Origin of the sequence: Streptomyces sp. NPDC093546, from assembly GCF_044765045.1 — a bacterium.
Taxonomy (GTDB): domain Bacteria; phylum Actinomycetota; class Actinomycetes; order Streptomycetales; family Streptomycetaceae; genus Streptomyces.
Genome location: NZ_JBIWJG010000006.1, coordinates 204,697 through 230,836, shown reverse-complemented (window position 1 = coordinate 230,836; position 26,140 = coordinate 204,697). Strand labels below are relative to the sequence as shown.

The window sequence follows — 26,140 nt, the reverse complement described above, 5'->3', positions numbered from 1 at the left end:
CGACCCCCTCGCCGATCAGCTAGGAATCCGATGGAAGCCGCGAACTCGACGGGACCGCCCGCCCTGCCCTCCCCGCAGCCCTACGCGTACGAGCGCATGACCCCGGTGGAACCGGACTGGCGCCGCCTGCCCGGCTGGCGCGACGTCACGGCCGCCCAGTGGCGCGACGCCCAGTGGCAGCGCGCCCACTGCGTGAAGACCCCCAGGCAGCTCAAGGCCGTGGCCGGGCCGCTGCTCCAGGACCGCTTCTTCGCGGACCTGGAGGCCGACCGCAAGCGCTTCGCCACCATGTCGATGCTGCTGACCCCGCAGATGCTCAACACCATGGCCCCGGCGGCGCCCACCGGGCCGGCGGCCTTCACCGAGGCCTTCCTGGCCGACCCGGTCCGCCGGTACATGCTGCCCGTCGCCTCCGACCGCGACCCGGAGTGGCCCAGTCACCCCTACGCGGAGCGGGACTCCCTGCACGAGGCGGAGATGTGGGTGGTGGAGGGGCTCACCCACCGCTACCCCACCAAGGTCCTCGCCGAGCTGGTGTCCACCTGCCCCCAGTACTGCGGACACTGCACGCGTATGGACCTGGTCGGCGGCTCCACCCCCCAGGTGGAGAAGGCGCGGCTGACGCTCAAGCCGACCGACCGCCAGGACCTGATGATCGACTACCTCAAGCGGACCCCCGGGGTCCGTGACGTGGTGGTCTCGGGCGGGGACGTCGCCAATGTGCCGTGGCCGCGCCTGGAGTCGTTCCTGATGCGGCTGCTGGACCTGGAGAGCGTCCGCGACATCCGCCTCGCCACCAAGGCGCTCGCCGGACTGCCGCAGCACTGGCTGCAGCCGGCGGTGCTCGAAGGGCTGGAGCGGGTCGCGCGCACCGCCGCGCGCCGGTCGGTCAACCTCGCCGTGCACACCCACGTCAACCACGTCCAGTCGGTGACGCCGCTGGTCGCCGAGGCGGCCCGCGCGGCGCTGGAGGCCGGGGTGCGGGACGTCCGCAACCAGGGCGTCCTCATGCGGGGCGTCAACACCACGCCGAAGGCGCTCCTCGACCTGTGCATGGTCCTCCAGGGCGAGGCGAACATCCTGCCGTACTACTTCTACATGTGCGACATGATCCCGCACGCGGAGCACTGGCGCGTCGCCCTGTGGGAGGCACAGGAGCTCCAGCACGCCGTCATGGGTTACCTGCCCGGCTACGCGACCCCGCGGATCGTGTGCGACGTCCCGTACGTCGGCAAGCGCTGGGTGCACCAGGTCGCCGCGTACGACCGGGAGCTGGGCATCTCCGAGTGGACGAAGAACTACCGCACCGGCATCGAGCTCGACGATCCGGACGCGCTCACGCGCCGCTACCTCTTCTACGACCCCGTCTCCACGCTCGACGAGCCCGGCCGGCGCTGGTGGCGGGAGAACGGACACACGAAGGAATGACCATGCCCGCCAGGAACACCACGCAGAGCGCCGCGGAGAGCACCTCGGGGAACACCTCCCGGAACACGGCGGGAAGCGCCTTTGGCCCCGTCCTCAGGGAGCTCGACCGCCGGGCCGTGCTGCGCAGCGCGGAGATCGTCGCGCGGGTGCGCGAGGACCAGTGGGACGCACCGACCCCCTGTGGGAGCTGGACGCTGCGCCGCCTCCTCGCCCACATGACCGCCCAGCACCTCGGCTTCGCGGCGGCCGCCGACGGCGGCCCGGCCGACGCCGGGGTGTGGCGGGAGGAGCCCCTGGAATCGGCCGCGGACCCCGGCCGCGCCTACGCCGCCTCCGTCGAGCGCGTCCTCGGCGCGTTCGCCGTCGACGGTGTGCTGGAGCGGGAGTTCGTGCTGCCCGAGATCCACCCCACGTACCGGTTCCCGGCGGCGCGTGCGATCGGCTTCCACTTCGTGGACTACGTGGTCCACGGCTGGGACGTCGCCGCGGCCCTCGGCATCCCGGCGGGCTACGACGACGAACTCGTGGCCGCCGCCACCGAGGTCGCCGTGCGGGAGGTACCGGTCGGGCCGTCGCGCGAGCGCCCCGGCGCGGCGTTCCGGCCGCCGGTGGACCTGACCGGTCCGGCCGGTGCCGAGGAGCGGCTGCTCGCCTTCCTCGGCCGCGATCCCCGCTGGTCACCGAGGTGACGGACTCACCCCGCGCGCGTCTCGGCGGCCGGTTCGGCGGTCGTCTCGGCGGCCGGCCGCACCGGGCGGCCGCCGAGCGTGTGGCTCTGCCCGCGGAACTCGGCGATCACCGCACCGTCCGAGCGGCGCACCGTCACGTCGTACACCCCGCCCCGGCCGAACCGGGCCCGCTCCACCGCCTCAGCGACCAGTTCGTCGCCGACCTCCGCCGGACGCAGGAAGGTGACCTGCGCGCCCTGCGCCACGGTCGCCGGACCGTGCGTGTTGCAGGCGAACGCGAAGGCCGCGTCGGCCAGCAGGAAGAGGAAGCCGCCGTGTGCAGTGCCGTGGCCGTTCACCATGGTCTCCGCGACCCGCATCCACACGGTGGCCCGGCCGGGACCGGCGTCCTTCAGCGCGATGCCGAGGAGCTCGCAGGTGCGGTCCTTCGCGTACAGCTCCTCGGCGCGCTGCCGGGCCGCGAACTCCGGATCGCGGTCCTCGACCGTCTCCGTCTCCGTCTCCCTCTGCGCCATGGACAGGCCCCCCATTCTCTTTTGTCTTCCGGGCATTCGGTGCCCTGATCCTTCCGCCCGGAAAGACCGGCGGTCAACAGGCAACGGAAATCCCGCACTCCCGCACCAAGGAGCAGCATGACGTCGTCCACACCCTGGCTTCAGGAATTGTCCGATACTCCCCTGTCCGAGCGCCGGGCCCGGCTCGAATCGTTCGTCGTCGCGGAGTTCAAGCGCGAACTGATGATGGACGAGACGGATGTGCTGCCCCCTCATGTCAGCTACTTCGAACTCGGGCTGACCTCGCTCGGCGCGACCGACACCCGGCAGCGGCTCGAGCGGGAGCTCGGACGCCCGCTCGACTCGGCGTTCCTGTTCAACCACCCGACAGTCGGGCACCTCGTCGACTTCCTGACCACCGAGGTGATCCCGGAGCTGTTCGCCGCGCCCGCCGGCCGCACCGCGGACGACCCGGCGCGGGAGGCCCCGGCCACGGATGCCGCGAAGGACCTGGTCGACGACGTACTCAAGGAGCTCTACCGGTGACCGACACAGCCTCGTCCCGCACGGACGCCCTGGTCCGCGAACTGCTTCTGGAGAAGTACGAGCCGATCGCCGTCGTCGGCATGGGCATCCGCTTCCCCGGGGGCAACGAGACGCCCGAGGACTTCTCCGCGTTCCTCCGGGAAGGCCGCCGCGGCACCGGTCCCGTACCGCCGGACCGCTGGGACATGGAAGCGCTCCAGGCCGTGGAGAGGGAAGCCGGTCGGCGCCCCCTCTCGGCCGGCGGCGGATTCGTCTCCGGGATGGACGAATTCGACCCGAAATTCTTCAACATATCCCCGAAGGAAGCCGAATTCATCGACCCCCAGCACCGCTGGGCGCTGGAATCCGCCTGGCGCGCGCTGGAATCCGCGCACATCGACCCGGCCGCGCTCCGGGGCGGAAACGGCGGCGTCTATCTGGGCGTCGGGCAGATGGACTTCGCCCTCGACGTCGAGGCGCTGGACACCGCGGACCTCGACGCCCACGTCGCCGCCGGTACGGCGCACAGCGCCGCCGCCGGGCGCCTGTCGTACTTCCTCGGCTGGCGCGGCCCCTGCCTGAGCGTCGACACGGCCTGCTCCGCCTCGCTCGTCGCCCTGCACCTGGCCGCCCAGGGCCTGCGCCGCCGCGAGTGCGACATCGCCCTGGCCGGCGGGGTGAACGTCAACCACCACCCGCGCAACCACGTCGTCTACTCGCGCGCCGGCATGCTGTCGCCCGACGGCCGCTGCAAGACCTTCGACGACTCCGCCGACGGCTACAGCCGCAGCGAGGGCGCCGGCATGCTCGTGCTCAAGCGGCTCTCCGACGCACGCCGCGACGGCGACACCGTGCTCGCGCTGATCCGGGGCTCCTCCGTGCGCCAGGACGGTGAGAGCGGCGGCCTGACCGTGCCGAACGGCACCGCCCAGATCGCCCTGATGCGCGACGCGCTCGCGGCCGCCAACCTGGAGCCCGGCGACATCCAGTACGTCGAGGCGCACGGCACCGGCACCTCGCTGGGCGACCCCATCGAGATGGGCTCCATCAACAGCGTCTTCGCCGGCTCCGGCACGGGCGAGGACCGCCTCCTCGTCGGCTCGGTCAAGACCAACATCGGCCATATGGAGGCCGCGGCCGGTATCGGTGGCGTCGCCAAGGTGATCCGCCAGCTCCAGGAAGGCGTGATCTACCCGCACATCAATCTGGAGACGCCGTCCCGTCACATCCCCTGGGACCGCTATCGCGTGGCCGTCCCCACCGAGCTGTGCGAGTGGATGCCCGCAGGGGCCCGGCGCGCCCTGGTCAACTCCTTCGGTTTCGCCGGAACCATCGCCTCCGTCGTCCTGGAGCAGGCGCCGCCGGTGCCGGAGCGGCCGGCCGCGCCCGACGACGGCACCGCGGTCTTCACCCTCTCCGCCAAGGACCGTGCCGGGCTGCGGGCCCAGGCCGAGGCGTACCGCCGCTTCCTGGACGCGCATCCGGACATCGCCGTCGCCGACCTGTGCTTCACCTCCAACACCGGTCGCACCCACCTGCCGGCCCGCCTCGCCGGACCGGTCTCGGGCCGCGCGGACCTGGAACGGCTGCTCGACCGCCACCTCGACGGGGCTGTCCCGGAGGCGGCCGAACCCCCGTACGCCGACGCCGCGTTCCTCTTCTCCGGGCAGGGTGCCCAGTACGTCGGGATGGGCCGCGACCTGTACGAGCGCCATCCCGAGTTCCGCCGCCGCCTCGACGCGTGCGACCGGCTGTTCGCCGAGCATCTCGGCCGCTCCGTCAAGGAGATCATGTTCGGCGAGGCGCCCGGCAGCGAGCAGGACCTGGGCCGCACCCTTTACACGCAGCCCGCGCTGTTCTCCCTGGAATACGCGACCGCGCGGCTGTGGATGTCCTGGGGCGTCCGGCCCGGCGTGCTGCTCGGGCACAGCGTGGGCGAGATCGCCGCGGCGGCCGTCGCCGGCCTGTTCTCCCTGGAGGACGCGGTCCGCCTGGTATCCGTACGCGCCCGGCTCATGCAGTCGGTCACCGCGCCCGGTGGCATGGCCGCCGTCTTCGCCCCGGCCGAGGAGGTCGCCCCGCTCCTGGAGGCGTATGCCGACGTGAGCTTCGGCGCGCTGAACTCCCCGCTCCAGTGCGTGGTCTCCGGCGGGTGCGACTCGCTCGCCGAGCTCGTCGCCACGCTCCGGGAGCGGGGGGTGCGGACGCGGGAGCTGCCCGTGTCGCACGCCTTCCACTCGCCGCTGATGACGGAGGTGTCCGACGCCTTCCGGGAGGCCGTCGCGGACATCGCGTTCCACGAGCCGCGCATCAGTTTCGTGTCGAACCTGACCGGCGAGGTCGCGACCCTCGCCGAGGTGGGCACGCCCGACTACTGGGTCCGGCACATCGCCGAGCCGGTCGACTTCGCCGCCGGCATGCGGCGCGTCCAGGCCCGCGGACCGCAGGTCTTCGTCGAGGTCGGCCCGTCCGCCGCCCTCACCGACATGGGCCGGCAGACCGGCGACCCGAGCGCCCACGTGTGGGTCTCCAGCATGTCCCGGTCCGACGCCGACGCCACCACGGTCCGCACCGCGCTGGCCCGGGTGTACGAGGCCGGGCTCCCCGTCTCCTGGACCGGTTACCACGCCGGCCGCGGCGGGCGGCACGTCCCGCTGCCGGGCTACGTCTTCGCGAAGAAGCGCTACCCGCTGCCCTCGGCCCGGGTCGCCCGCGCGCCCCTCACCGGCCGCACCGGCGGACCGGCGCACCATCCGCTGCTGGGCCGGGAGATCACCGACGAGGCGCGGCGCGCGGCGGGGGTCCGGGAGTTCGGCACGCTGCTCGCCCCCGACGCCCCGGCCTACCTCGCCGACCACGTCGTGATGGGCCGGCCCGTCTTCCCCGGCGCGGGTTACGTCGAGATGGTCCTCGCCCTCCAGGACGCGGTGCACGGGGAGACCGCCCGGCTGGTGGAGGACCTGCGCATCCACGAACCGCTGTTCCTGCGCGACGGCGAACCGGTCGAGGTCCGCGTCCGGCTGCGCGCCGAGGCCGGCCCCGAGGGGCCCGCCGCCGTCGAGATCGCCAGCCGGGTCGAGGGCCGCGACGGCGCCATCGAACGCGTCCACGCCACCGCGACCCTCGGCGCCGCACCCGCCGGCCCCGCCGCCCTCGCCGAGGTCGTCGACCGGCTGCGCGAGGCGACCGCCGACCCCGGCGCCCCCGAGGCCCGGCACCGCGGCGAGGACCTGTACGAGCGCTACGCCGAGCTCGGCCTGCCGTACGGCCCCGAGTTCCGCCGCGTCCTCGGCGTCGAGCGGTACGCCGGCGGCCTCGCCACCGGTGAGCTGCGCGGCCTCGACACCCCGGCCGTCGAGCACCTGCGTGCCTCGCTGCTGGACTGCGCGATGCAGACGCTCGGCGCCGCCGTCGACCTGGACGGCACCTATCTGCCCGTCGGGTTCGACCGCGTGGAGCTGCTCAAGCGCCCCAAGGGCGACCTCCGGATCCTCATCCACGTCGGCCTGGACACGCAGGCCGGGGAGCTCGCCGCCGACATCGTCGCCCTGGAGGGCGCCCGTCCGGTCTTCGTCGTGCAGGGCGTACGGCTCAAGCGGGTCGCGGACGCGCCCGCCGACCCGGCCGAGCGGATGCTCCTGCGGCCCCGCTGGGTCAAGCGCTCGCTGCCCACCGCCCGGACCGGCGGCGAGGGCCGCCGGGTGCTCGTCGTCCGGGCCGGCGCGGCCCTGCCCGCCGAGCTGTCGGAGCTGCTCGCGGGGACCGGGGCCGAGGCCCTGCACGCGCCGGACGCCGCGGCGGCGGCCCGGCTGCTCGCCGGCGATCCCGCCGTCACGGACCTGTGCTGGTTCTGGACGGCGGAGCCGGGGCTCGACGGCGAGGGCCGGCTGCGCGCCGAGACCGAACGCAACTACCGGGACCTGCTCGCCCTGGTGGCCGCCGTCGAGGAGCACGGCACCGGCCGGGACCTGCGGGTCCAGCTGGTCACCGAGCGGGCGCAGTGGCTGCCCGGCGACGTGGCCAGCGCCGTGCGCCCGGACGCCCTCGGAGCCGCCTCGCTGTGGGGCTTCGGCGCCGTACTGCTGAACGAGTACCCGGCGCTGCGGACCGTCCTGATCGACCTCGACGGGACCGGGCTCCAGCCCCTGGTCGACGAGTGGCTCGCCGGTGACACGGCGGGCGGCGAGCACCAGATCGCCTACCGCTGCGGCATCCGCCACGTGAAGCGGCTCTCCCCGCCCGCGGGCCCGGCCGACGACGCGAACGCCGAGCTGACGGTCACCGAGTACGGCCGGTTCTCCGCCGTGCGGCCGGTACCCGTCGAGGACCGCGCGCCCACCGGCGACGAGGTCACCGTCCAGGTCCACGCCGCCGGGCTCAACTTCAAGGACGTCCTGAACGCGCTCGGCATGCTCCGCCAACACGCCCTCGACCAGGGCGTTCCGTACGAGCCGCTGCCGCTCGGCTTCGAGGCCTCCGGCACCGTCGTCGCGGCCGGGCCCGACGCCGCCTTCGCGCCCGGCGACGAGGTGGTGCTCAGCCGGATCGGCTGCATGCGCCGCCGGGTCACCGTCCCCTCCACGGTCGTCGTGCGCAAGCCCGCCGGCCTGGGCTTCACCGAGGCGGCGGGCCTGCCCGCCGCGTACGTCACCGCCCACCACGCCCTGCACGGCCTCGCCGGGATGAAGCCCGGCGACCGGGTCCTGATCCACGCCGCCGCGGGCGGCGTCGGGCAGGCGGCCGTTCAGCTCGCGCGGCTCGCCGGGGCCGAGGTGTACGCCACGGCCAGCCCCCGCAAGTGGCCGCTGCTGCGCGCCCAGGGCGTCGAACACGTGATGAACTCCCGCACCCTGGACTTCGCTGACGAGGTGCTCGCCGCCACCGGCGGCCGGGGCGTCGACATCGTCCTCAACAGCCTCAACAAGGACTACATCCCGGCCGGGCTGCGCTGCCTCGCCCCGGGCGGCCGCTTCGTCGAGCTCGGCAAGATCGGCGTCTGGACGCCCGAGGAGATGCGGGCCGAGCGGCCCGACGTGGCGTACCACAACTTCGACCTCGGCGAACTGCCCGCCGACGCGCTCGACCGCCTCAACCACGGCATCCTGCGCGAGGTCGCCGAGCACGTGGAGGCCGGCCGGCTCACCGCCCTGCCGACCGTCGGCTACGCGCTCGACGAGGTCGAGGAGGCCTTCGGCGTCCTCAGCCGGGGCGCCAACATCGGCAAGATCGTGATCGAGTTCCGCGATCCGCTCGACCGGCCCGCGCGGCCGGTCCGGCTCGACGCGGGCGAGACGTACCTGATCACCGGCGGCCTCGGCGCGCTGGGCCGGGCCTCCGCCCGCAAGCTGGTCCAGGAGGGCGCCCGGCACATCGCGCTCGTCAGCCGCCGGGCCGTCGACCCGGCGGAGACCGCCGAGCTCGCCGCGTGGCTCGGCGAGGACGTGCAGGTGACCGTCCACCAGGGCGACATCGCCGACGCCGCCGACGTCGAGCGGATCGTGGGCGCGCTCGCCGCGGGCGACGCCCCGCTGGGCGGCGTGCTGCACGCGGCGGGCGTCCTCGCCGACGCGCCGATCGCGGCCCAGACGTGGGAGAGCGTGGACGCCGTGCTGCGGGCGAAGGTCCACGGCACGTACCTGCTGCACCGGGCCCTCGCGGACCTCCCCGGCGTCCGCTTCTTCGTCGGCTACTCGTCGATCGCCTCCGTCCTCGGGGCCGCCGGACAGGCCAACTACGCCGCCGCGAACGCCTACATGGACGTCCTCATGCAGTGGCGGGCGGCGGCCGGGCTGCCCGGCCTCAGCGTCAACTGGGGTCCGTGGGCCGAGATCGGCATGGCCGCCTCCCTCACGGAGCGGCAGATCGACGGCATCGAGGCCAAGGGCCTGAAGTTCGTCAAGCCCGGCGCCGCGCTGCGCGCGCTGTTCGCCGCGCTCGCCCGGCCGTACGCCCAGACCGTCGTCGGCGCGTTCGACTGGGACGCCTACACCGCCGCCCAGCCCCTCGCCCACGCCCTCTTCAAGGAGGTGCGTTCGGGTGACGGTACGCAGCCCGCGCCGACCGCACTCGATCTGGACGCGCTCCTCGCCCTGCCGAAGGCCGACCGGGAAGCCGCGCTGCGCGAGCTGCTGCGCGCCCGGATCGCCGACGTGCTGCGGTACGACACCCCCGAGGACGTCGACCTCGACGCCCGGTTCGTGGACCTCGGGCTCGACTCCCTCGGCTCGGTGGAGCTCAAGAACGCCCTGGAGGCGGCGCTCGGCATCCCGCTGCCGGCCTCCACGCTCTTCGACCACCCCGAGGTCCGGTCCCTGGCCGCGTTCATCGACGAGCAGCTCGTCCCGGACCAGGGAGCGGCCACCGGACCGGCCGTGCGGGTCACCGGCGACGGCGTCGGCGAGCTCAGCGACGACGAGGCCGACGAGGAACTCGCGGCACTGCGCGAGCTGCTCGGATGAACGGGGGCGGACGACCGGACAGGGGCACAGGATGACGAGCTACGTCGACCAGCTGGAAGCGCTGTCGAAGAAGCAGCTCATGGTGATGCTGGCACGCCAACACCACGAGCAGACCCAGCCCATCGCCGTGGTCGGCATGGGCTGCCGGCTGCCCGGCGGGCTCGACGACCCGGGGATGCTGTGGACCGCGCTCCGCGAGGGGCGGGTCCTCGCCACCGAGGACGCCGGCGTACCCGTCGACAGCCTCGGGCGGCCCCGCTGGAACGTCGCCGCCCCGGACCTGGCGCCGCTGGCCGGCCGGTTGCGCCAGGGCGCGTACCTGGCGGACGTGGACCTGTTCGACGCCGAGTACTTCGGCATCCCCGAGCAGGAGGCCCGGCACATGGACCCGCAGCAGCGGCTCCTGCTGGAGGTCGCGGCGCAGGCCCTCGCCGACGCCAACCTGTCCCGGGAGCGGCTGCGCGGGCGCGACGTGGGCGTCTTCGCGGTCGGCGGTCCCGTCGAGTACCCGTACGCCTGGCTGCGCGGCGGGGTGCCGGAGACGGGCCTGTCGGCGCACATGAGCACCGGCAGTTCGCCGAGCGCGTTCTCCGGCCGGATCGCCCTGTCCCTCGGGCTGAACGGGCCCGCGATCACCGTCGACACCGCGTCCTCCTCGATGCTGACCGCGCTGCATCTGGCGGTGCGGGCGCTGCGGGCGCGCGAGTGCGACGTCGCGCTCGTCGGGACCTGCAACCTGCTGCTGTCGCCGTTCAGTACCGGCATCCTCGACCGGGCCGGGATGCTCTCCCCGACGGGCCGCAGCCGCCCCTTCACCGCGCGGGCCGACGGGCACGTGCGCGGCGAGGGCTGCGGGGTGGTGGTGCTGGAGCGGTACGCGGACGCGGTCGCCGCGGGCGACCTGCCGTACGCGCTGGTCCGCGGCAGCGCCGTCCACGCGCAGGGGGACCGGCCCGGCCTGTCGGTGGCCTCCGCGCGCGGCCAGAAGGCGGTCGTCGAACGGGCGCTGCGCGACGCGGACGTGGATCCGGCCGACGTCCAGTACGTGGAGGCCCAGGCCAACGGCTCCCGGTTGGGCGGCCAGATCGAGGCGGAGTCGCTGGCCGAGGCGTACCGGCGCGACTCCCCCGACGCGCCGCCGCTGCACATCGGTTCGTGCAAGGCCAACATCGGCTACCTGGAGACCGCGTCGGGCGCACCGGGCCTGATGAAGACGGTGCTCGCGCTCGCCCACGCGGAGATCCAACCGCAGCCGGGCGAGGACGAGGCCGACCCGGCGATCCCGTGGGGGCGCACCGCCCTGAGGCTCGCCGCCAAGCCGCTGCCCTGGCCCTCGGTGGGCCGGCGGCGGGCGGGCGTGAGCGGCTTCGGGTTCTCCGGGACGAACGCGCACGTGATCCTGGAGAGCGTCCCGGAGCGGCCCGCCGCCCACCCTGACCACGGCCGGGGCGACGGTCCGGCGGAGGGCCCCGGCCCCTGGCTGCTCCTGGTGTCCGCGCACAACCCGGCGGCGCTCGCCGGCACGGCCGCCCGCCTCCACCGGCGCCTGCGGGACACCGGGGAGTGGACCCCGGCCGCCGTCTGCCGCACCCTCGCCGAGGGGCGCGACCACCGCGCGGTCCGGTACGCCTCCGTGGTCCACGACCGCGCGAGACTGCTCGCCGCCCTGGCCCAGGCGGCCGACGGCGAAGCCGCCGCACCGGCCCGCGGCGCCGGCCTGCTCGCCGCCGCCGCACGGTACCTCGCCGGTGAGGCGCCCGACCTCGCCGCGCTGTGGCCGCCGGACGCGCCGCGCCCGCCCCTGCTCCGGCTGCCCGGCCCGTACCTGACCGGCCGTCGCCACTGGCCCGACCACCACGCCTGGGACTGACCCCCAAGGCCGCCCAAGACCCAAGGTCCCCCAAGGATTGGACACGCGCATGCACTATCCGCACCTCAGGACCGCCGCCGACACGGTGGCGTTCCACGCCGCCCGCCATCCGGAGCGCGTCGCCCTGATCTGCGAGGGGCGGGAGGTCACGTACGAACGGCTGCACCGCGAGAGCAACCGGTCGGCCCGCGCGCTGCTCGACGCCGGCGCCGGCCCGGGCTCGCGCGTCGCGTACCTCGGCAAGGAGTCCGAGGACTACTACGAGGTCTTCTTCGCCTGCGCCAAGACGGGCGCCGTGCTCGTCCCGATCAACTGGCGGCTCACCGCCCCCGAGGTCGAGCACATCCTGCGCGACTCGGGCGCCGGGCTGCTCTTCGTGGAGCGCGAGTACGCGGACGCGGCCGACCGGATCAGCGGCGACCTGCCCGCCCGACCCACCCTGGTGGCCCTCGACGGGCCCGAGGAGCGCGGCGCCGGCTTCCGCGCGTGGAAGGCCGGGCGGCCGGAGGACGACCTGGACGCCCACACCGCCACCCCGGACGACCCGATCGCGCAGATCTACACCAGCGGCACCACCGGGCTGCCGAAGGGCGTCGTCCTCGCCCACCGCAGTTTCTTCGCCATCCGCGACCTGCTCGCCGAGCACGGTCTCGACTGGATCGACTGGCGGCCCGACGACGTCAGCCTGATCAGCATCCCCGGCTTCCACGTCGCCGGCATCTGGTGGGCCATGCAGGCCTTCAACGCCGGCGTGACGAGCGTGGCCATGCGGATGTTCGCCGCGCACGACGCCGTACGCCTGATCCGCGAACACGGCGTCACCACCACGTGCGCCGTCCCCGCCATGCTCCAGATGATGCTGTCCGAAGCGGGCGTCGGACCCGCCGACTTCGCCTCGCTGCGCAAGGTCACCTACGGCGGCTCGCCGATCTCCGAGACGCTGATGCTCCAGTGCGTCGAAGTCTTCCGCTGCGAGGTCGGCCAGTTGTACGGGCTCACCGAGAGCGGCAACACCGCCCTGTGCCTGCCGCCCGCCGACCATGTGCCCGGCAGCACCCGGCTGCGTTCGGCCGGGCGCCCGTACCCGGGCGTCGAGGTGATGATCGCCGGCGAGGGCGGGGCCGCGCTGGGACCCGGCGAGATCGGCGAGATATGCCTGAGGACGCCCGCCGTGATGGTCGGGTACTGGGGCATGAAGGAGGCGACCGACGAGACCCTCGCCGGCGGCTGGTTGCACACCGGTGACGCCGGTTACGTCGACGACGACGGGTACGTCTACGTCTGCGACCGCATCAAGGACACCGTCATCGTCGCCGGGGAGAACGTCTACCCGGCGGAGGTGGAGAACGCGCTCTGCACGCACCCGGCGGTGGCCGAGGCGGCCGTCATCGGCGTCCCGGACGAGCGCTGGGGCGAGGCCGTCCGCGCCTTCGTCGTGCTGCGCCCGGGAAGGGCGGCGAAGCCCCGGGAGCTGAAACTCCACCTCCAGGGGCTGATCGCCGATTACAAGTCCCCGAGCGGATACGAGTTCATCGACCGTGTGCCGCGCAACCCCAGCGGCAAGATCCTCCGCCGGGAGCTCCGCGAGCGCTTCTGGGCCGGTCACGACCGGCAGGTGAACTGACCGGCTCCCGCCCGGACGCTCCGGCGCTCGGCCCGCCCGCTCATGCGCCGACCCGTGGGGCAAACCACCGCTCCGAGTAGCGTGACGGTCATGAAGCTGACGATTCTGGGCGGTGGCGGTTTCCGGGTGCCCCTGGTGTACCGGGCGCTTCTCGGCGACCACGGGCCGGGGCGGGTCACGCGCGTCACGCTGTACGACGTGGACGCGGGCCGGCTCGCGGCGATCGGCGGGGTGCTGGCCGAGCAGGCGGCGGGAGCCCCGGACGCGCCCGTGGTGAGCACCACCACGGATCTCGACGAGGCCCTGCGCGGCGCCGACTTCGTGTTCTCGGCGATCCGCGTGGGCGGCCTCGCGGGCCGGGCGGCCGACGAGCGGGTGGCCCTGGCCGAGGGCGTGCTGGGCCAGGAGACGGTGGGCGCGGGCGGCATCGCGTACGGGCTGCGCACGGTGCCGGTCGCGACGGCGATCGCGCGGCGTGTCGCGGCGGTCGCCCCGGACGCGTGGGTCATCAACTTCACCAACCCGGCGGGGCTCGTGACGGAGGCCATGGCGCGGGTGCTCGGCGACCGGGTGATCGGCATCTGCGACTCGCCCGTGGGCCTGGGGCGGCGCGTGGCGCGGCTGCTGGGCGCCGACCCGGCGGAGGCGTGGTTCGACTACGTGGGCCTCAACCACCTGGGGTGGCTGCGCGGCGTACGCGTCGGCGGCCGGGACGAGCTGCCGCGGCTGCTCGCGGACGCGGAGGCGCTGGGTTCCTTCGAGGAGGGCCGGCTCTTCGGTGCCGAGTGGCTGCGCTCGCTGGGCGCGATCCCGAACGAGTACCTGCACTACTACTACTTCAACCGGGAGGCGGTCGGGGCCTACCGGGACGCCGAGCGGACCCGGGGCGCGTACCTGCGCGAGCAGCAGGCGGGGTTCTACGCCTCCCCCTCCCTGGGCTCGTGGCACGCGACCCTCGCCGAGCGGGAGGCGACGTACATGGCGGCCAACCGGGCCGCCGCGGGCGCCGGGGAGCGGGCCGCGGAGGACCTGGAGCCGGGCGGCTACGAGCAGGTGGCGCTGGCGCTGATGCGGGCCATCGCGCGGGACGAACGCGCCACCCTCATCCTGAACGTCCGCAACCGTACGACGCTGTCGGTGCTCGACGCGGACGCCGTGGTGGAGGTGCCCTGTCTCGTCGACGCGAACGGCGCCCATCCGGTGGCGGTGTCGCCGCTTCCGTACCACGCCGTCGGCCTGGTGACCGCGGTGAAGGCGGTGGAGCGCGAGGTGATGGCGGCGGCGGAGAGCGGGTCGCGGGAGGCGGCGGTGAAGGCGTTCGCCCTGCACCCGCTGGTCGACTCGGTGGCGGTGGCGCGGCGGCTGCTCGACGCGTACGCGGCGGAGCACGCGGGCCTGGCGTATCTGGCCGGAACATAGGCCTCCGGCGCAACGGGGCTGTCTTTACGGAGGGTTGGGCACACCGTACGCTCCGTCCCCATGGTTTCCCCACGCCTCGGACGGGCCGCCGCGCTGACCGGCGCGGCCGCCCTTCTCGCCACCGCGCTGGTGGGCGCCGGACCGGCCACCGCCGGAGAGCGCCCGCCCGTCAGCCCGCCCGTCACCGAAGCCGCCACCGTCGTGCCCGTGCAGACCACGGGTCCGGCCGACAAGCGGTTCAACCTGGTCCTGCTCGGTGACGGCTACACCGCCGAGCAGCTTCCCGAGTTCCGGGCGGACGTCGACGAGCACCTGAGGGTGCTGTGGAGCTTCGAGCCGTTCGCGTCGTACCGCTCGTACGTCAATGTGTGGGCGGTGGAGGTCCCCTCGCGCGAGTCGGGCGTGGACTGCGATCCGGGGCTGGACGCGCCGCGCCGCGACACGCCGCTGGGGATGGGCTTCTGGGGCGGCTGTGACGCGAACAGCGTGCAGCGGCTGCTCACCGTGGACGGCGAAGCGGCGAACGCCCTCGCCGGCCTCGTCCCCGGGACGACCGCCGCCAACCGGCAGATCGTGGCGCTCGCCAACAGCGACACCTACGGCGGCGCGGGCGGCACGTACGCCACCGCGTCCGGCGGCAACGCCCTGTCCGCCCTGATCACCCCGCACGAGATCGGCCACTCGCTGGGCAGGCTCCAGGACGAGTACGACTACTACGCGCGGGGCGTCCCCGGCGGTGCGTACGGGGGCGGGGAGCCGGCGTCCGCGCACCACACGGTGCTGACCGAGGCGGAGATGAGGGACCGGCGGGCCAAGTGGTGGCGCTGGCTGGGCGAGGAGAGCGAGTCGGGCGGTGTCATCGGCCGCCATGAGGGCGGGCTGTACAGCACCAGGGGTGTGGGGCGGCCGAGCGCGCACTCGATGATGAAGACCCTGGGGTACGCCTTCGACCAGGTGGGTCGCGAGGTGATGGTCCAGGCCATCGCGTCCAAGGTGAACCTGGTGCAGGGGCACACCCCGAACACGGCGCCGCTCGGCGCGGACCGGACGGTCTGGGTCGAGACGCTGCATCCGGACGGCGGCGAGCTGGACGTGGCCTGGCGGCTGGACGGACGCCCGCTGCGGGGCCTGGAGGGTGTCCGTACCGTCGATCTGCGGCGCCTTGGCCTGGCCCGTGGCACGCACACGCTGACGGCGACGGTGACGGACCCGACGCCGTTCGTGCGGGATCCGGCAGTGCGGGGTTCGTCCGCCCTGACCCGTACGGTCGCGTGGACGGTGGACACGTCGGTGGTCACGCGGCCGGAGGCGGTGGCGCCGCGCTTCACCGGCCATACGGCGACCGACGCGCCCGTCGGCGCCTGGTCGGTGGTGTACGCCGACACCACCCGTCCCGACGACCGGACGCTCGCGGTCCGGTGGTCGCTGGACGGGCGGCCCGTGGCGAACCCGGGCAACGACCGGGACCTGGACCTGTCGGCGCTGCGGCTGCGGCCCGGTACGCACACGCTGACGGCCCGGATCGCGGGCACCTCGGGCCCGGAGGGCGAGCTGCGCTGGACGGTGGACGCGACACCGGCGACGGCGTCGTACGAGCTCTCGGAGCCGCTGCGTACGGTGCACCGGCCGGGGCGGCCCACCGAGTACGTTTACGACGGGCCGTTCACGATGCGGCTGTCCGCGCGCGACGACCAGGAGGGCTACGTCGTACGCCAGTTCCGGGTGGACGGCGACGGTTGGTACACCTACTACGGGTGGCCGTCGGACGCGGACGCGCCGTTCCGCTTCACTCCGGGCGGGACCGAGATCGACGGCCTGGTGTACGGGAAGCTGGGGCGCGCGCGGGTGGTGCCGTGGGACGACGCCACGCCGGAGTACGGCACGCACACCGTGGAGTACCGGACGGTGGACGCGGCCGGGAACACCGGCGCGGCGGAGAGGTTCCTCGTCACGCTGGTGCCCCCGGCGGCCTCCCGATAGGGCCTACGGCTACCGCGCCGCGTACGGCTACGGCTAGGGCTTGCGGGCGACGCCCGCGTAGCCCGGGATCGGCTCGTCGCCGGCGACCGGGATCGCTTCGCCGAGCTCCGGGTGCCACTCCGCCGTGAGCGAGACCCCGGGCTCGACGAGCTCCAGCCCGTCGAAGAACCGCGCGAACTCCTCGCGCGTGCGCGGCCGCAGGGTGAGGCCCCGCGCCTGGTACAGGGCGCGGGCCTTGGCGGCGCCCTCCGGGTCGAACTCGCTGGTGACGTGGGACAGAACCAGGTAGCTGCCGGACGGGAGCTGCTCGACGAGCCGGTGCACCAGTTCGTACGCACCGTCCTCGTCGTCCACGAAGTGCAGGAGGGCCAGCATCGACAGCGCGATGGGACGGCCGAAGTCGAGGACCTTGCCCGCCCGCTCCAGGATCACCTCGGGCTCGCGCGCGTCCGCCTGGATGTACTCGGTGGCGCCCTCGGGGGTGGAGCGCAGCAGCGCCTCGGCGTGCGCGAGGACGATGGGGTCGTTGTCGCAGTAGACGATCCGCGACTCGGGAGCGGCCTCCTGGGCGATCTGGTGGAGGTTGGGCTCGGTCGGGATGCCGGTGCCGATGTCCAGGTACTGGCGTACGCCCTGGGCGGCGAGCCACCGGGTGGCGCGGTGCATGTAGGCGCGGTTGACCCGGGCCATGTCCCTGCCACGCGCGTCGACGGTGAGGAGCTGCTTGGCCATCTCCTCGTCGACCGGGTAGTTGTCCTTGCCGCCCAGGAACCAGTCGTACATACGGGCCGGGTGGGGCTTGCTCGTGTCGATGCGCACGGCGGCGGCAGGCGGTACGGCGGCGGGTTCTTGCCCGGTCATCTGGCGCTCCAGTGGTCGGCTGGTTCTCGGCGGTCTGCGGGTGCTGAGGTGGATGCTGGTCAGGTGAGCAGGAAGTCGGCCTGCCCGGCCTTGGCTCCCTGGATGAACGCGGCGATCTCGCCGTGGGTGTAGATGAGTGCGGGGCCGTCCGGATCGGCGGACTGGCGTACGGCGACCCTGCCGTCGGCCAGCTTCATGGCCTCGACGCAGTTGCCGCCGTTGCCGCCGCTCCACGGCTTGTGCCACCCCTCGGCCCCGAGCTCGGCGGCGGGCATGCCGTTGTATATGCGGTCGCGGTCCATTCACAGCTCCTTGCGGAGGTCCCGGAGGATCTCCTTCGTACGTTGTGCGGTGGCGGCCTGCGCCGCCATGCGGTCCATGACCTCCAGGTGCGAGGCCACCTCGGTGCGCGCGTCGAGGTAGACCGCGCCGGTCAAGTACTCGCTGTAGACCATGTCGGGCAGTTCCGGCATGGCGAATCGGAAGAGGACGAACGGTCCGTACGTGCCCGGGTGGTGCCCGGTGGCGAACTCGGCGATCTGGAGGGTGACGTTGGGGAGCGCGGTGGCCTCCAGGAGGCGGTCGATCTGCGCGCGCATGAGGGCGGGGCTGCCGCCGACGGGCCGGCGCAGCACCGTCTCGTCCATGATCACCCAGAACTTCGGCGCGTCCTGCCGGGTGAGCAGCGACTGCCGTGCCATGCGCAGGGCCACATGGCGTTCGATGTCGTCCGGCCTGACCTGTCCGACGGCTCCGCCGCGCAGGATGGCCCGGGCGTAGTCCTCGGTCTGGAGAAGACCGGGGATGAACTGCGGCTCGTAGGCCCGGATGAGGCTGGCGGCGCCCTCCAGGCTGACGTACATGCTGAACCAGCTGGGCAGGACGTCGTGGAAACGCTGCCACCAGCCCGGCCTGTTGGCCTCCTCGGCCAGCCGGACGAAACCGTCGGCCTCGTCCTGGGGGACTCCGTACTCCCGCAGCAGGAGCTGGACGTACGGGATCTTCAGCGAGACCTCCGCCGTCTCCATGCGGCGGATCGTCGCCGGGGCCACGCGGAGCACCTTGGCGGCTTCCTCGCGCTTGAGCCCCGCGCGCTCCCGCAGTTCCTGCAGGCGCTTGCCGAGAACGACCTGTCCCACGGTGGGGGCGGACCGCGGCTCGCTCACTTCAGACCTCCCCACGCGCTGTTTCGACGAGTGTGCCATGTGACGGACAGACAGAACAGCTCACTCTGCAATTTTCAGAGTGCCACTTGCCAAGTGTCGGAGTCGGGAGGAAAGTATTCCGGTGAACCAGTTCACGCGGCAGCCCGCACTCCGCTCCGGGAGAGGCAACGTGCGCACTGCCGCCCCACGTGAGGAAGCGGTCGTGGTCCCTGGTAATGCGCCGATGCCCCCTGTCATGGCCGCTCCGCGACCGTGGACCGCGCCCGCCGGACCGCGACCCGTTGCCGATTCCCCTTCCTCCTCCCCTTCCGATACCGGTTCCGACGTCCGTCGCTTCAGCTTCGAACTGCCCGCGCGCGCCGAGTCGGTGGCCAGGGCGAGACGCCTCGCCGACGACCGGCTCGAGCGGTGGCTCGTCGGGCGGGAGGTGCGCGACACGGTCGCGCTCGTCGTCTCGGAGCTCTTCACCAACGCCGTGGTGCACACGGCGAGCGGCCGGGTCGTGTGCGAACTGCGCGACCGGCACGACCGGTTGCGCATAGCGGTCCAGGACGAGGGCTGTCCGGCCGCCGAACCGCGGCTGCGGCACGTCGACGCCGAGGAGCGGGGGCGGGGGCTGCTTCTCGTGGAGGCGGTGTGCGGCGCGTGGGGCGCGCACGACGCCCGGCACGGCGCCGGGCGCGTGGTGTGGGCGGAGCTGGCCCTCGACCGCCCCGAGGCTCTGGGTGCGGCCGGGGCGTTCGGCATGGCGGGGCCATGCTGAGGTCGATGGCCACGCTGCTCGCCGCGCGTGGCCGCCCCAGCCGGCCGGACGCGTCCCGTGACCAGGTGCGGCTGACCCTGCCGCCGTCGCTGCCGGCCACACTGGGCTGCGACGCGGTGGGCGTACCGGCGCGGCACGGCTTCCGGCTGCTGTCCCGGCTGCCCGGCAACGGCTGCGTGTTCGCGGACACCGACTGGTGGTGGTGGATCGTCCCGGCCGGCTCGGACGCGGAGCTGCGGTGGCCGCTGCCCGCCTGTTACGCCGCCGACGCCTGTGTCCCGGACCGCCGGCCCCGGCTGATCCACCGGCCGGACAGCACCTCGCCGTACACGCCGCCGATCCCGCTGTACCTGATGGTCTGCCAGCTCACCGGCATCGCGCCGTCGTGGGCGGGGCCGGGAGTCGGGTCCCGGCTCTGAAACGCCTGGTCGGGGGCGTTGTCAGTGGTGCGCGCTACGGTCGTTTCCAGTGATCGACGCGGTGGAAAGCCGCGGAGGGGAAACGGGGAGGGCCTGTGCGCCGTGACGCGTTGCCGGACCTGGCGGCCGGGGAGTCGGAGCAGTCGTTCGAGCTGCCGGCGGCGTGGCGGCGGAAGCTGCATCCGAGGCGCGGCGGCGTACGGAGAGCGCCGGGCCGGCCGGACAAGGACGCGGCGGCGCTGCTCGAGACGCGCCTCGCGCAGGACAAGGACTGGATCGAGGAGTTCCTGGCGGCCCCCGGCAGCGACGTGCGGCTGGTGGCGGCGGCGCGGGCGCAGCTGGACGGCAGCGGGCCCTCGCCGCTCGGCGCGGCCGCCGTGGCCGCGATGGTCGCGGTGCCGCCGCCGACGGCCGCCGCGTGGGCGGACGTCTGGGCCGCGGCGCACGGGCTGCCGTTCGCGGCCCGGGCCGCGGTGGAGCTGTTCGACATCGAGGCGGTGTGGTTGCAGTCGGGCGGCACGCGGTCGGATCCGGCCGTCACCGCGCTGGATCCCGCGACGCGCATCCCCTACCTCACCGAGCAGCGCCGGCCGCTCGCCGACCGCGTCAGGGCCCTGCTGGCGGCGGCCGACGAGGAGACCTACCGGGCGGCGGTGGCCGCCCTGGCGGACGCGCGGGACGGTGAGCGGCGGCGGATCGCGGTCTCGTACCTCGTGCCGTCCGAAACCGGCTGGGTCGCCGCATGCTGTGCCGAGCCCGGTGCGCTCGTCTTCCGCGACCAGTACCTGCGGTCGATGCTCTTCTGCTCGCTGCACGCGCCGGAGCAGGCCGACCGGCTGGGCGGGAAGGCGGACATCGACTGGCCTCTCTCCACGATCGCGACCGTGGCCGAGGGTCTGGGCCCGGCCGCGGCCCCGCTGATCGCGGAGGTCTTCGACCGTGTGTACACCTCCGCCGCGAGTGTGAGGGCGGCCGCGGCCGCGCTGGTCGAGCTGCCGGGTGACGCGGCGCTGCGGGCGCTGCTGTCCCGGGCCGGCGACAAGCGCGTACGGCCCTCGCTGCTGCGGGCGATGGAGCGCCGGCCGGTGACGGCGCTGCGCGTGCTGGCCGAGGCGTCGCGGGGCGCGGGTGGGGGCGCCGAGGAGGCGCGACGGCTGCTGGGCGATCACGTCGGTGCCCATCGGGAGCTCGCGACGGCTGCTCTGCCCACGTTCGACGAGGCGGACGCGGCGGCCGTCCGGCCGTTCCTGGAGCGGCCGGACCAGGTGCCCGAGGCACCGGCCGAGGAGTTGCCCAAGCTGCTGACGAGCCCGCCGTGGCTGACCCGGCCGGGGGCGGACGCGCAGGCCGACACGGCTGCGGCTTCGGCTGCTGTTGTGGCCAAGGTGGTCACCGGGCTGAGCGCTGACGCCGCACCGGTCGTGGAGTGGCTTCCGGGTGAGCGGGAGGCGTGGGCGGCCGCCCGGTCGCCGTACCTCCACCCCACGGACGCCGGCTCCGAAGGGATGGCTGTCGACGTGGAGGCGCTGCGCCGCTACGGGTTGGAGGACCTGTCCTCGGCGCAGCTCTTCCTCCGGGGTCCGGAGGAAGAGCTGCGTCCGCTGCTCGCCGCGTGGGCGCCGGACGACTACTGGGAGGGTGAGAACACCCTGCGCCCGGTCGCCGCGCGGTACGGGACGGACGCGCTGCCGGTGCTGACGCGGGCAGCCGTGCGCCACCCGGCCACGCTGGGGGCGCTGCTGCTGCCGTTCCGCGACGCCGGGACGGCCCGGCTGATGGCCGAGTGGACGGTGCGGCTCAAGAAGGCGGGCGAGGTGGCGCGTGCGTGGTTCGCGCGGCACGGCCTGGCGGCGGTCCCCCTGCTGGTGCCGGACGCGGTGGGAGCTCCGGGGCCCGTGCGGCGCCATGCCGCGTACGCCCTGCGGCTCATCGGGTCCGCGCACGGGGTCGAGCCGGTGTGCGGCGCGGCGGCCGAGCGGTACGGCGAGGAGGTCGCGGAGGTCGTCCGGGCCGACCTGGCGCCGGTCGCCGATCCGCTGCGGGCCGCCCTGCCCGCCACGCTGCCCGTGCTCCCCGAGTGGGCCGATCCCGTCGGGCTGCCGCAGGTCCTGCTGCGCGGCGGAGGCAGCGCGCTGCCCGCCGAGTCGGTGCGGCACGCGCTGACCATGCTGGCGATGTCCCGGCCGGGCGAGGCCTACCCGGGGGTGCCGGTGGTGCGGGAGGTGTGCGACCGCGGCTCGCTCGCCGCCTTCGGGTGGGAACTGTTCGAGCGGTGGCGGTCGGCGGGGATGCCCGCCAAGGACGGTTGGGCGCTGCACGCCCTGGGGCTGCTGGGGGACGACGAGACCGTGCGGCGGCTGGCTCCGGTGGTGCGGGCCTGGCCGGGTGAGGGAGCGCACCACCGTGCGGTGGAAGGGCTCGACGTGCTGGCCGCGATCGGTACCGACGAGGCGCTGACACAGCTTCACCGCATCGCGCAGCGCGTACGGTTCAAGGCGCTGAAAGAGCGGGCGCAGGAGAGGATCGCGGCGGTGGCACGGGGGCTCGGGCTCACCGCCGAGCAGCTGGGCGACCGGCTGGTGCCCGACGCGGGGCTGGACGCGACGGGCGGCACGGTCGTGGACTACGGCGCGCGGCGCTTCACGGTCGGCTTCGACGAGCGGTTGCGGCCGTACGTACTGGACGGGACCGGCAAGCGGCTGAAGGACCTGCCGAAGCCGGGCCAAGAGGACGACCCGGAACGGGCGTCGGTGGAGCGCGCGCGGTTCACGGCCCTGAGGAAGGAGGTGCGGACCGTCGCCGCGGACCAGGTGCGGCGGCTGGAGGCGGCCATGGTGGCGGGCCGGACCTGGTCGGCGGAGGAGTTCCGTGGCCTGATCCTCGGTCACCCGCTCCTCCGCCACCTGGCGCGGGGGCTGGTGTGGCTCGCCGAGCACGGGGACGCGGTGTGGTCGTTCCGGGTGTCCGCGGGCGGGGACCGGGCGTGCACGGACGTGACCGGCGTGCGGCGCGAGCTGCCCGCAGGCGCCTCCGTACGGCCGGCCCATCCACTGGAGGTGGAGGGTGAACTGGCGGCGTGGCGTGCGGTGTTCGCCGGGCACGGGACCCTTCAGCCGTTCCCGCAGCTGGAGCGGCCGGTGTACCGCCTCACCGAGGAGGAGGCGGCGGGGTGGCGGCTGCCCCGCTTCGAGGGCATCACCGTGCCCACCGGCGGCCTGCTGGGCCTGGAGCGGCGCGGCTGGCGGCGCGGGGAGCCCCGGGACGCCGGGGTGGAGTGCTGGCTCACCAAGGAAGTCGGCCCGGACCGGTATCTGGTCGTCAACCCCCGTGACGGGATAGCCGTCGGCGCCGTCGACGTCTTCCCCGAGCAGCCGCTCGACGCCGTCTGGCTTCACGACCGCCCCGGGGACTTCTCGCCCCCGCGGGACAGTCGGCTGCGCCTGGGCGAGCTCTCCCCCGTCCTCGCCTCCGAGGCGCTGGCCGACCTGACCGCGCTGACGGCAGGGGCGGCCACGCCCTGAGCGGACCGCCCGTCCCCCGCTACCGCCCGGGCGGTGTGGGGACCTTGGCGGCGTCGAAGGCGACGTACTCGATCACCGCGCCGCCGGGGTGCAGCACGGTCAGGTTCCGCCCGGTCGGCACCTCGTTGGGCCCGTCGAGTATCCGGCTGTCTTCGTCCGCGACCAGTGCCAGGATCTCGTCGAGGTCCTCGACGATGGTGGTGGCCTGCACATCGCGGAACGGAGCCAGCTCCTCCGCCGTGCCCGCCACGAGCAGGTAGCCGCCGACGGCCGCCAACTCGACGCCCCGGTACGCGAAGCGCAGCTCCGGCTCGGTGCCGGTCAGGGCTTGGAAGGTCGGCAGTGCCGTGTCGAGGTCGTCGACGTACACGCGGGCATAGGTGGCGATGACCGACATAGGACCACTCCTGAACTTCGTGAACGGCAACCGACCGCGCGGAGCGGTCACGGGCATGCGGCGAACCTTACCGGAGGCATTCTCCGCTTTCCGTGCGGCAGGGGCAGACGGGGCGGGCAAGCCGCTCGCGGCCACCCGAGCGCGGGCGGCGGGGGCGGCGTCCGGAGTCCCGGCGCGAGGGGCCCGGGGAGGGCTCCCCCTACCCCCGGCGGGGAGGACAAGGGTTTCCCCCATATCGGGTTCACCTCGGGTTTCCCTACTGTCTGCCTCACCGGCGGTTCTCATTCCCTGACCTCGTCTGTCAGGTGCATGTAACCCCTGAGCACCACCGGTCGCGCCGGCGGCGGCGCATGGGCCCACCCAGCCCGGGACCACGGAGCACTGCCCCCATGGTGCACCGCGGACCCACAGCGCCGCCCGCCCGCGCGCTCTGCACCGTCAGCTGCTCCGGGAGTCGCCGGAGCCGCCCTGAAAGGGAACACCTTGAACGGTTCCAGGCGGAGACTCATATCCGTCGTGGCCGCGAGCGCCACGATCATCGGCGTGGCCGCCACCTCGTCGGTGGCACTCGCCGCAGAGGCCACCCCCCAGCCCGCCCCCCGGCCCGCCGCCGGGGTCACGCTGCCCAGCGCGCCGGTCGAGAAGGTCATCGTGACCTACAAGTCCCGCACCGCCGAGGCCACGTCCAACAGCGCCGCCAAGGGCGACGCCGCCGAGAAGGCGGCCAAGACCGGCGAGGACCTCTCCTTCGAGCGCCGCCTCGCGAGCGGCGCCGCGCTCGTCGACCTCGGCAAGGAGGCGGCGTCCAAGCAAGACGTCTCCGAGGTCATGGCCGCCTTCCGCGCCGACCCGGCCGTCGCGTCCGTCGAGCCCGACATCCGCGCCTACGCGATGGCGGTCACCCCCAACGACACCGAGTACGCCAAGCAGTGGGACCTCTTCGAGCCCACCGGCGGCATGAACGTACCCGGCGCCTGGGACACCACCACCGGCAGCGGCGTCACCGTCGCCGTCATCGACACCGGCTACGCCGCGCACAGCGACCTCAGCGCGAACACCATCGCCGGCTACGACTTCATCTCCAGCTCCGCCGACGCCCGCGACGGCAACGGCCGCGACAGCGACGCCAAGGACGAGGGCGACTGGAACGCGACCGACGGCGAGTGCGGCACCGGTTCCCGCGCGAGCAGCTCCTCCTGGCACGGCACCCACGTGGCGGGCACCATCGCGGCGACCACCCACAACGCCAAGGGCGTCGCGGGCATCGCGTACGGGGCGAAGGTCCAGCACGTGCGCGTGCTCGGCAAGTGCGGCGGCTCCTCCTCGGACATCGCCGACGCGATCACCTGGGCCTCCGGCGGCACCGTCCCGGGCGTCCCGGTGAACCCGACCCCGGCCAAGGTCATCAACATGAGCCTCGGCGGCGCCAGCTCGACCTGCCCGACCGTGTACAAGAACGCCATCGACGGCGCGGTCGCGCGGGGGGCGACCGTCGTCGTCGCGGCGGGCAACAGCAACGCCAACACGTCCGGCTTCACGCCCGCCAACTGCGCGAACGTCATCACCGTGGCGTCCACCAGCCGCGAGGGCAACCGTTCGTACTACTCGAACTACGGCACCACCGTCGACGTGTCGGCCCCGGGCGGCGAGACCCGCCGCGCCACCGACACGCCGGGCACCATCACCACGCCCGAGAACGGCATCCTCTCCACGCTGAACTCCGGCACCACCACGCAGTCGCTGGAGAACTACAAGCCCTACCAGGGCACCTCGATGGCGGCCCCGCACATCGCCGGTCTCGCCGCGCTGCTCAAGTCGGCCAAGTCGTCCCTGACCCCGGCCGAGATCGAGACCGCGATCAAGAGCAACGCCCGCCCGCTGCCCGGCACCTGCTCCGGCGGTTGCGGCACCGGCATCGCCGACGCCGCGAAGACCGTCCAGGCCGTGACCGGCGGCACGGGCACCACCCCGGGCACCGGCAAGAACTTCACCAACGCCACCAACGTGACGATCTCGGACAACGCCACCGTGACGTCCTCGATCTCCGTCACCGGCCTGACCGGCAACGCCCCCGCCGCCCTCAAGGTGGACGTGGACGTCAAGCACACCTGGCGCGGTGACCTGGTCATCGACCTGGTCGCCCCGGACGGCAGCGCGTACCGCCTGAAGAGCTCCAGCAGCAACGACTCGGCCGACAACGTCCTCGCGTCGTACACCGTGGACGCCTCGTCCGAGGCCGCGAACGGTGTCTGGAAACTGCGTGTCCAGGACGTGGCCTCGGGTGACACCGGCTACATCGACTCCTGGGGTCTCACCTTCTGATTCACCGGCATGACCCGCTCCACCGCTGGTCAGGGGCGTGTTCGCGGCACTTCGCCGCGGGCACGCCCCGCCGCGCGTCCCCGTCCCGCCGTCCACATGCCGGACACGACACCTGGACGTGGGTGGCCGGGTTCGTATTCTCTGCTCCCAAGCGGGACGGAGGGGCGGTGAGGGTCGTGGCGCAGGCGAGGTCGACGCCGTACC

Annotated in this window: 17 protein-coding genes; 12 read left to right on the top strand and 5 right to left on the bottom strand. The window is 73.9% G+C overall.

What is annotated here, in order from left to right:
• The first annotated feature begins 30 nt into the window (after nt 1-30).
• Nucleotides 31-1,428, top strand: coding sequence for a KamA family radical SAM protein (locus tag ACIRNI_RS16020; RefSeq protein ID WP_403552018.1), 1,398 nt, complete (start codon nt 31-33; stop codon nt 1,426-1,428).
• A 2-nt stretch (nt 1,429-1,430) separates the two neighbouring features.
• A complete protein-coding gene (locus tag ACIRNI_RS16015) occupies nt 1,431-2,117 on the top strand; it encodes a TIGR03086 family metal-binding protein (protein ID WP_403552017.1) in 687 nt (228 codons plus the stop codon).
• A 5-nt stretch (nt 2,118-2,122) separates the two neighbouring features.
• Here the strand turns inward: ACIRNI_RS16015 and paaI are convergent, their stop codons facing one another.
• Nucleotides 2,123-2,632 carry a hydroxyphenylacetyl-CoA thioesterase PaaI gene (gene paaI, locus ACIRNI_RS16010; RefSeq protein WP_403552016.1) on the bottom strand — a complete coding sequence of 170 codons (510 nt, stop codon included), beginning with the start codon at nt 2,630-2,632 and terminating at the stop codon, nt 2,123-2,125.
• A gap of 117 nt (nt 2,633-2,749) precedes the next feature.
• Between paaI and ACIRNI_RS16005 the strand changes: the two genes are divergently transcribed.
• The 6 genes from ACIRNI_RS16005 to ACIRNI_RS15980 all read left to right on the top strand — a co-directional run bounded on the left by ACIRNI_RS16005 (nt 2,750) and on the right by ACIRNI_RS15980 (nt 16,487).
• Nucleotides 2,750-3,157 (top strand): acyl carrier protein, encoded by a 408-nt coding sequence (locus ACIRNI_RS16005; protein WP_403552015.1) that lies wholly within the window; start codon nt 2,750-2,752, stop codon nt 3,155-3,157.
• Complete coding sequence (locus tag ACIRNI_RS16000; protein WP_403552013.1) at nt 3,154-9,594, top strand: SDR family NAD(P)-dependent oxidoreductase; 6,441 nt, start codon at nt 3,154-3,156, stop codon at nt 9,592-9,594. The genes ACIRNI_RS16005 and ACIRNI_RS16000 overlap by 4 nt, the downstream gene beginning before the upstream one ends.
• Before the next feature lie 31 nt (nt 9,595-9,625).
• Complete coding sequence (locus tag ACIRNI_RS15995; protein ID WP_403552011.1) at nt 9,626-11,464, top strand: beta-ketoacyl synthase N-terminal-like domain-containing protein; 1,839 nt, start codon at nt 9,626-9,628, stop codon at nt 11,462-11,464.
• Nucleotides 11,465-11,513: 49 nt separating this feature from the next.
• Nucleotides 11,514-13,088: a fatty acid--CoA ligase gene (locus ACIRNI_RS15990; protein WP_403552009.1), complete on the top strand. Its 1,575-nt coding sequence runs from the start codon at nt 11,514-11,516 to the stop codon at nt 13,086-13,088.
• A 90-nt stretch (nt 13,089-13,178) separates the two neighbouring features.
• Nucleotides 13,179-14,507 carry a 6-phospho-beta-glucosidase gene (locus ACIRNI_RS15985; protein ID WP_403552007.1) on the top strand — a complete coding sequence of 443 codons (1,329 nt, stop codon included), beginning with the start codon at nt 13,179-13,181 and terminating at the stop codon, nt 14,505-14,507.
• Between the two features lie 60 nt (nt 14,508-14,567).
• On the top strand, nt 14,568-16,487 hold the full coding sequence (locus ACIRNI_RS15980; protein ID WP_403552005.1) for a M64 family metallopeptidase: 1,920 nt from the start codon (nt 14,568-14,570) through the stop codon (nt 16,485-16,487).
• Between the two features lie 33 nt (nt 16,488-16,520).
• On the opposite strand, the gene ACIRNI_RS15975 is transcribed toward ACIRNI_RS15980, so the two are convergent.
• From ACIRNI_RS15975 to ACIRNI_RS15965, 3 genes are read right to left on the bottom strand one after another with little or no spacing between them, the layout of a single operon-like run.
• On the bottom strand, nt 16,521-17,348 hold the full coding sequence (locus ACIRNI_RS15975) for an SAM-dependent methyltransferase (protein ID WP_403552003.1): 828 nt from the start codon (nt 17,346-17,348) through the stop codon (nt 16,521-16,523).
• Nucleotides 17,349-17,407: 59 nt separating this feature from the next.
• Nucleotides 17,408-17,650 carry a DUF397 domain-containing protein gene (locus tag ACIRNI_RS15970; RefSeq protein WP_355357486.1) on the bottom strand — a complete coding sequence of 81 codons (243 nt, stop codon included), beginning with the start codon at nt 17,648-17,650 and terminating at the stop codon, nt 17,408-17,410.
• Nucleotides 17,651-18,514, bottom strand: a complete 864-nt coding sequence (locus tag ACIRNI_RS15965) for a helix-turn-helix domain-containing protein (protein ID WP_403552002.1) — start codon at nt 18,512-18,514, stop codon at nt 17,651-17,653.
• Nucleotides 18,515-18,749: 235 nt separating this feature from the next.
• Here ACIRNI_RS15965 and ACIRNI_RS15960 point away from each other — a divergent pair, with 235 nt between their 5' ends.
• From ACIRNI_RS15960 to ACIRNI_RS15950, 3 genes are all read left to right on the top strand, one after another.
• Nucleotides 18,750-19,277 carry an ATP-binding protein gene (locus ACIRNI_RS15960; RefSeq protein WP_403552000.1) on the top strand — a complete coding sequence of 176 codons (528 nt, stop codon included), beginning with the start codon at nt 18,750-18,752 and terminating at the stop codon, nt 19,275-19,277.
• Complete coding sequence (locus ACIRNI_RS15955; RefSeq protein ID WP_403551998.1) at nt 19,271-19,696, top strand: hypothetical protein; 426 nt, start codon at nt 19,271-19,273, stop codon at nt 19,694-19,696. The genes ACIRNI_RS15960 and ACIRNI_RS15955 overlap by 7 nt, the downstream gene beginning before the upstream one ends.
• 95 nt (nt 19,697-19,791) lie before the next feature.
• Entirely contained in the window at nt 19,792-23,217 is a 3,426-nt protein-coding gene (locus ACIRNI_RS15950; protein ID WP_403551996.1) for a DUF4132 domain-containing protein, read from the top strand.
• Between the two features lie 19 nt (nt 23,218-23,236).
• Here the strand turns inward: ACIRNI_RS15950 and ACIRNI_RS15945 are convergent, their stop codons facing one another.
• On the bottom strand, nt 23,237-23,614 hold the full coding sequence (locus ACIRNI_RS15945; protein WP_403551994.1) for a hypothetical protein: 378 nt from the start codon (nt 23,612-23,614) through the stop codon (nt 23,237-23,239).
• A 516-nt stretch (nt 23,615-24,130) separates the two neighbouring features.
• On the opposite strand from ACIRNI_RS15945, the gene ACIRNI_RS15940 reads away from it, so the two are divergent.
• Complete coding sequence (locus ACIRNI_RS15940; RefSeq protein ID WP_403551992.1) at nt 24,131-25,936, top strand: S8 family serine peptidase; 1,806 nt, start codon at nt 24,131-24,133, stop codon at nt 25,934-25,936.
• Nucleotides 25,937-26,140 lie beyond the last annotated feature (204 nt).

What these genes read in the sequence shown, in the direction of transcription:
- ACIRNI_RS16020 (WP_403552018.1), top strand. Translation starts at nt 31, where the DNA reads ATGGAAGCCGCGAACTCGACGGGACCGCCCGCCCTGCCCTCCCCGCAG.
- ACIRNI_RS16015 (WP_403552017.1), top strand. Translation starts at nt 1,431, where the DNA reads ATGCCCGCCAGGAACACCACGCAGAGCGCCGCGGAGAGCACCTCGGGG.
- paaI (WP_403552016.1), bottom strand. Translation starts at nt 2,632, where the DNA reads ATGGCGCAGAGGGAGACGGAGACGGAGACGGTCGAGGACCGCGATCCG.
- ACIRNI_RS16005 (WP_403552015.1), top strand. Translation starts at nt 2,750, where the DNA reads ATGACGTCGTCCACACCCTGGCTTCAGGAATTGTCCGATACTCCCCTG.
- ACIRNI_RS15995 (WP_403552011.1), top strand. Translation starts at nt 9,626, where the DNA reads ATGACGAGCTACGTCGACCAGCTGGAAGCGCTGTCGAAGAAGCAGCTC.
- ACIRNI_RS15990 (WP_403552009.1), top strand. Translation starts at nt 11,514, where the DNA reads ATGCACTATCCGCACCTCAGGACCGCCGCCGACACGGTGGCGTTCCAC.
- ACIRNI_RS15985 (WP_403552007.1), top strand. Translation starts at nt 13,179, where the DNA reads ATGAAGCTGACGATTCTGGGCGGTGGCGGTTTCCGGGTGCCCCTGGTG.
- ACIRNI_RS15980 (WP_403552005.1), top strand. Translation starts at nt 14,568, where the DNA reads ATGGTTTCCCCACGCCTCGGACGGGCCGCCGCGCTGACCGGCGCGGCC.
- ACIRNI_RS15975 (WP_403552003.1), bottom strand. Translation starts at nt 17,348, where the DNA reads ATGACCGGGCAAGAACCCGCCGCCGTACCGCCTGCCGCCGCCGTGCGC.
- ACIRNI_RS15970 (WP_355357486.1), bottom strand. Translation starts at nt 17,650, where the DNA reads ATGGACCGCGACCGCATATACAACGGCATGCCCGCCGCCGAGCTCGGG.
- ACIRNI_RS15960 (WP_403552000.1), top strand. Translation starts at nt 18,750, where the DNA reads ATGGCCGCTCCGCGACCGTGGACCGCGCCCGCCGGACCGCGACCCGTT.
- ACIRNI_RS15955 (WP_403551998.1), top strand. Translation starts at nt 19,271, where the DNA reads ATGCTGAGGTCGATGGCCACGCTGCTCGCCGCGCGTGGCCGCCCCAGC.
- ACIRNI_RS15945 (WP_403551994.1), bottom strand. Translation starts at nt 23,614, where the DNA reads ATGTCGGTCATCGCCACCTATGCCCGCGTGTACGTCGACGACCTCGAC.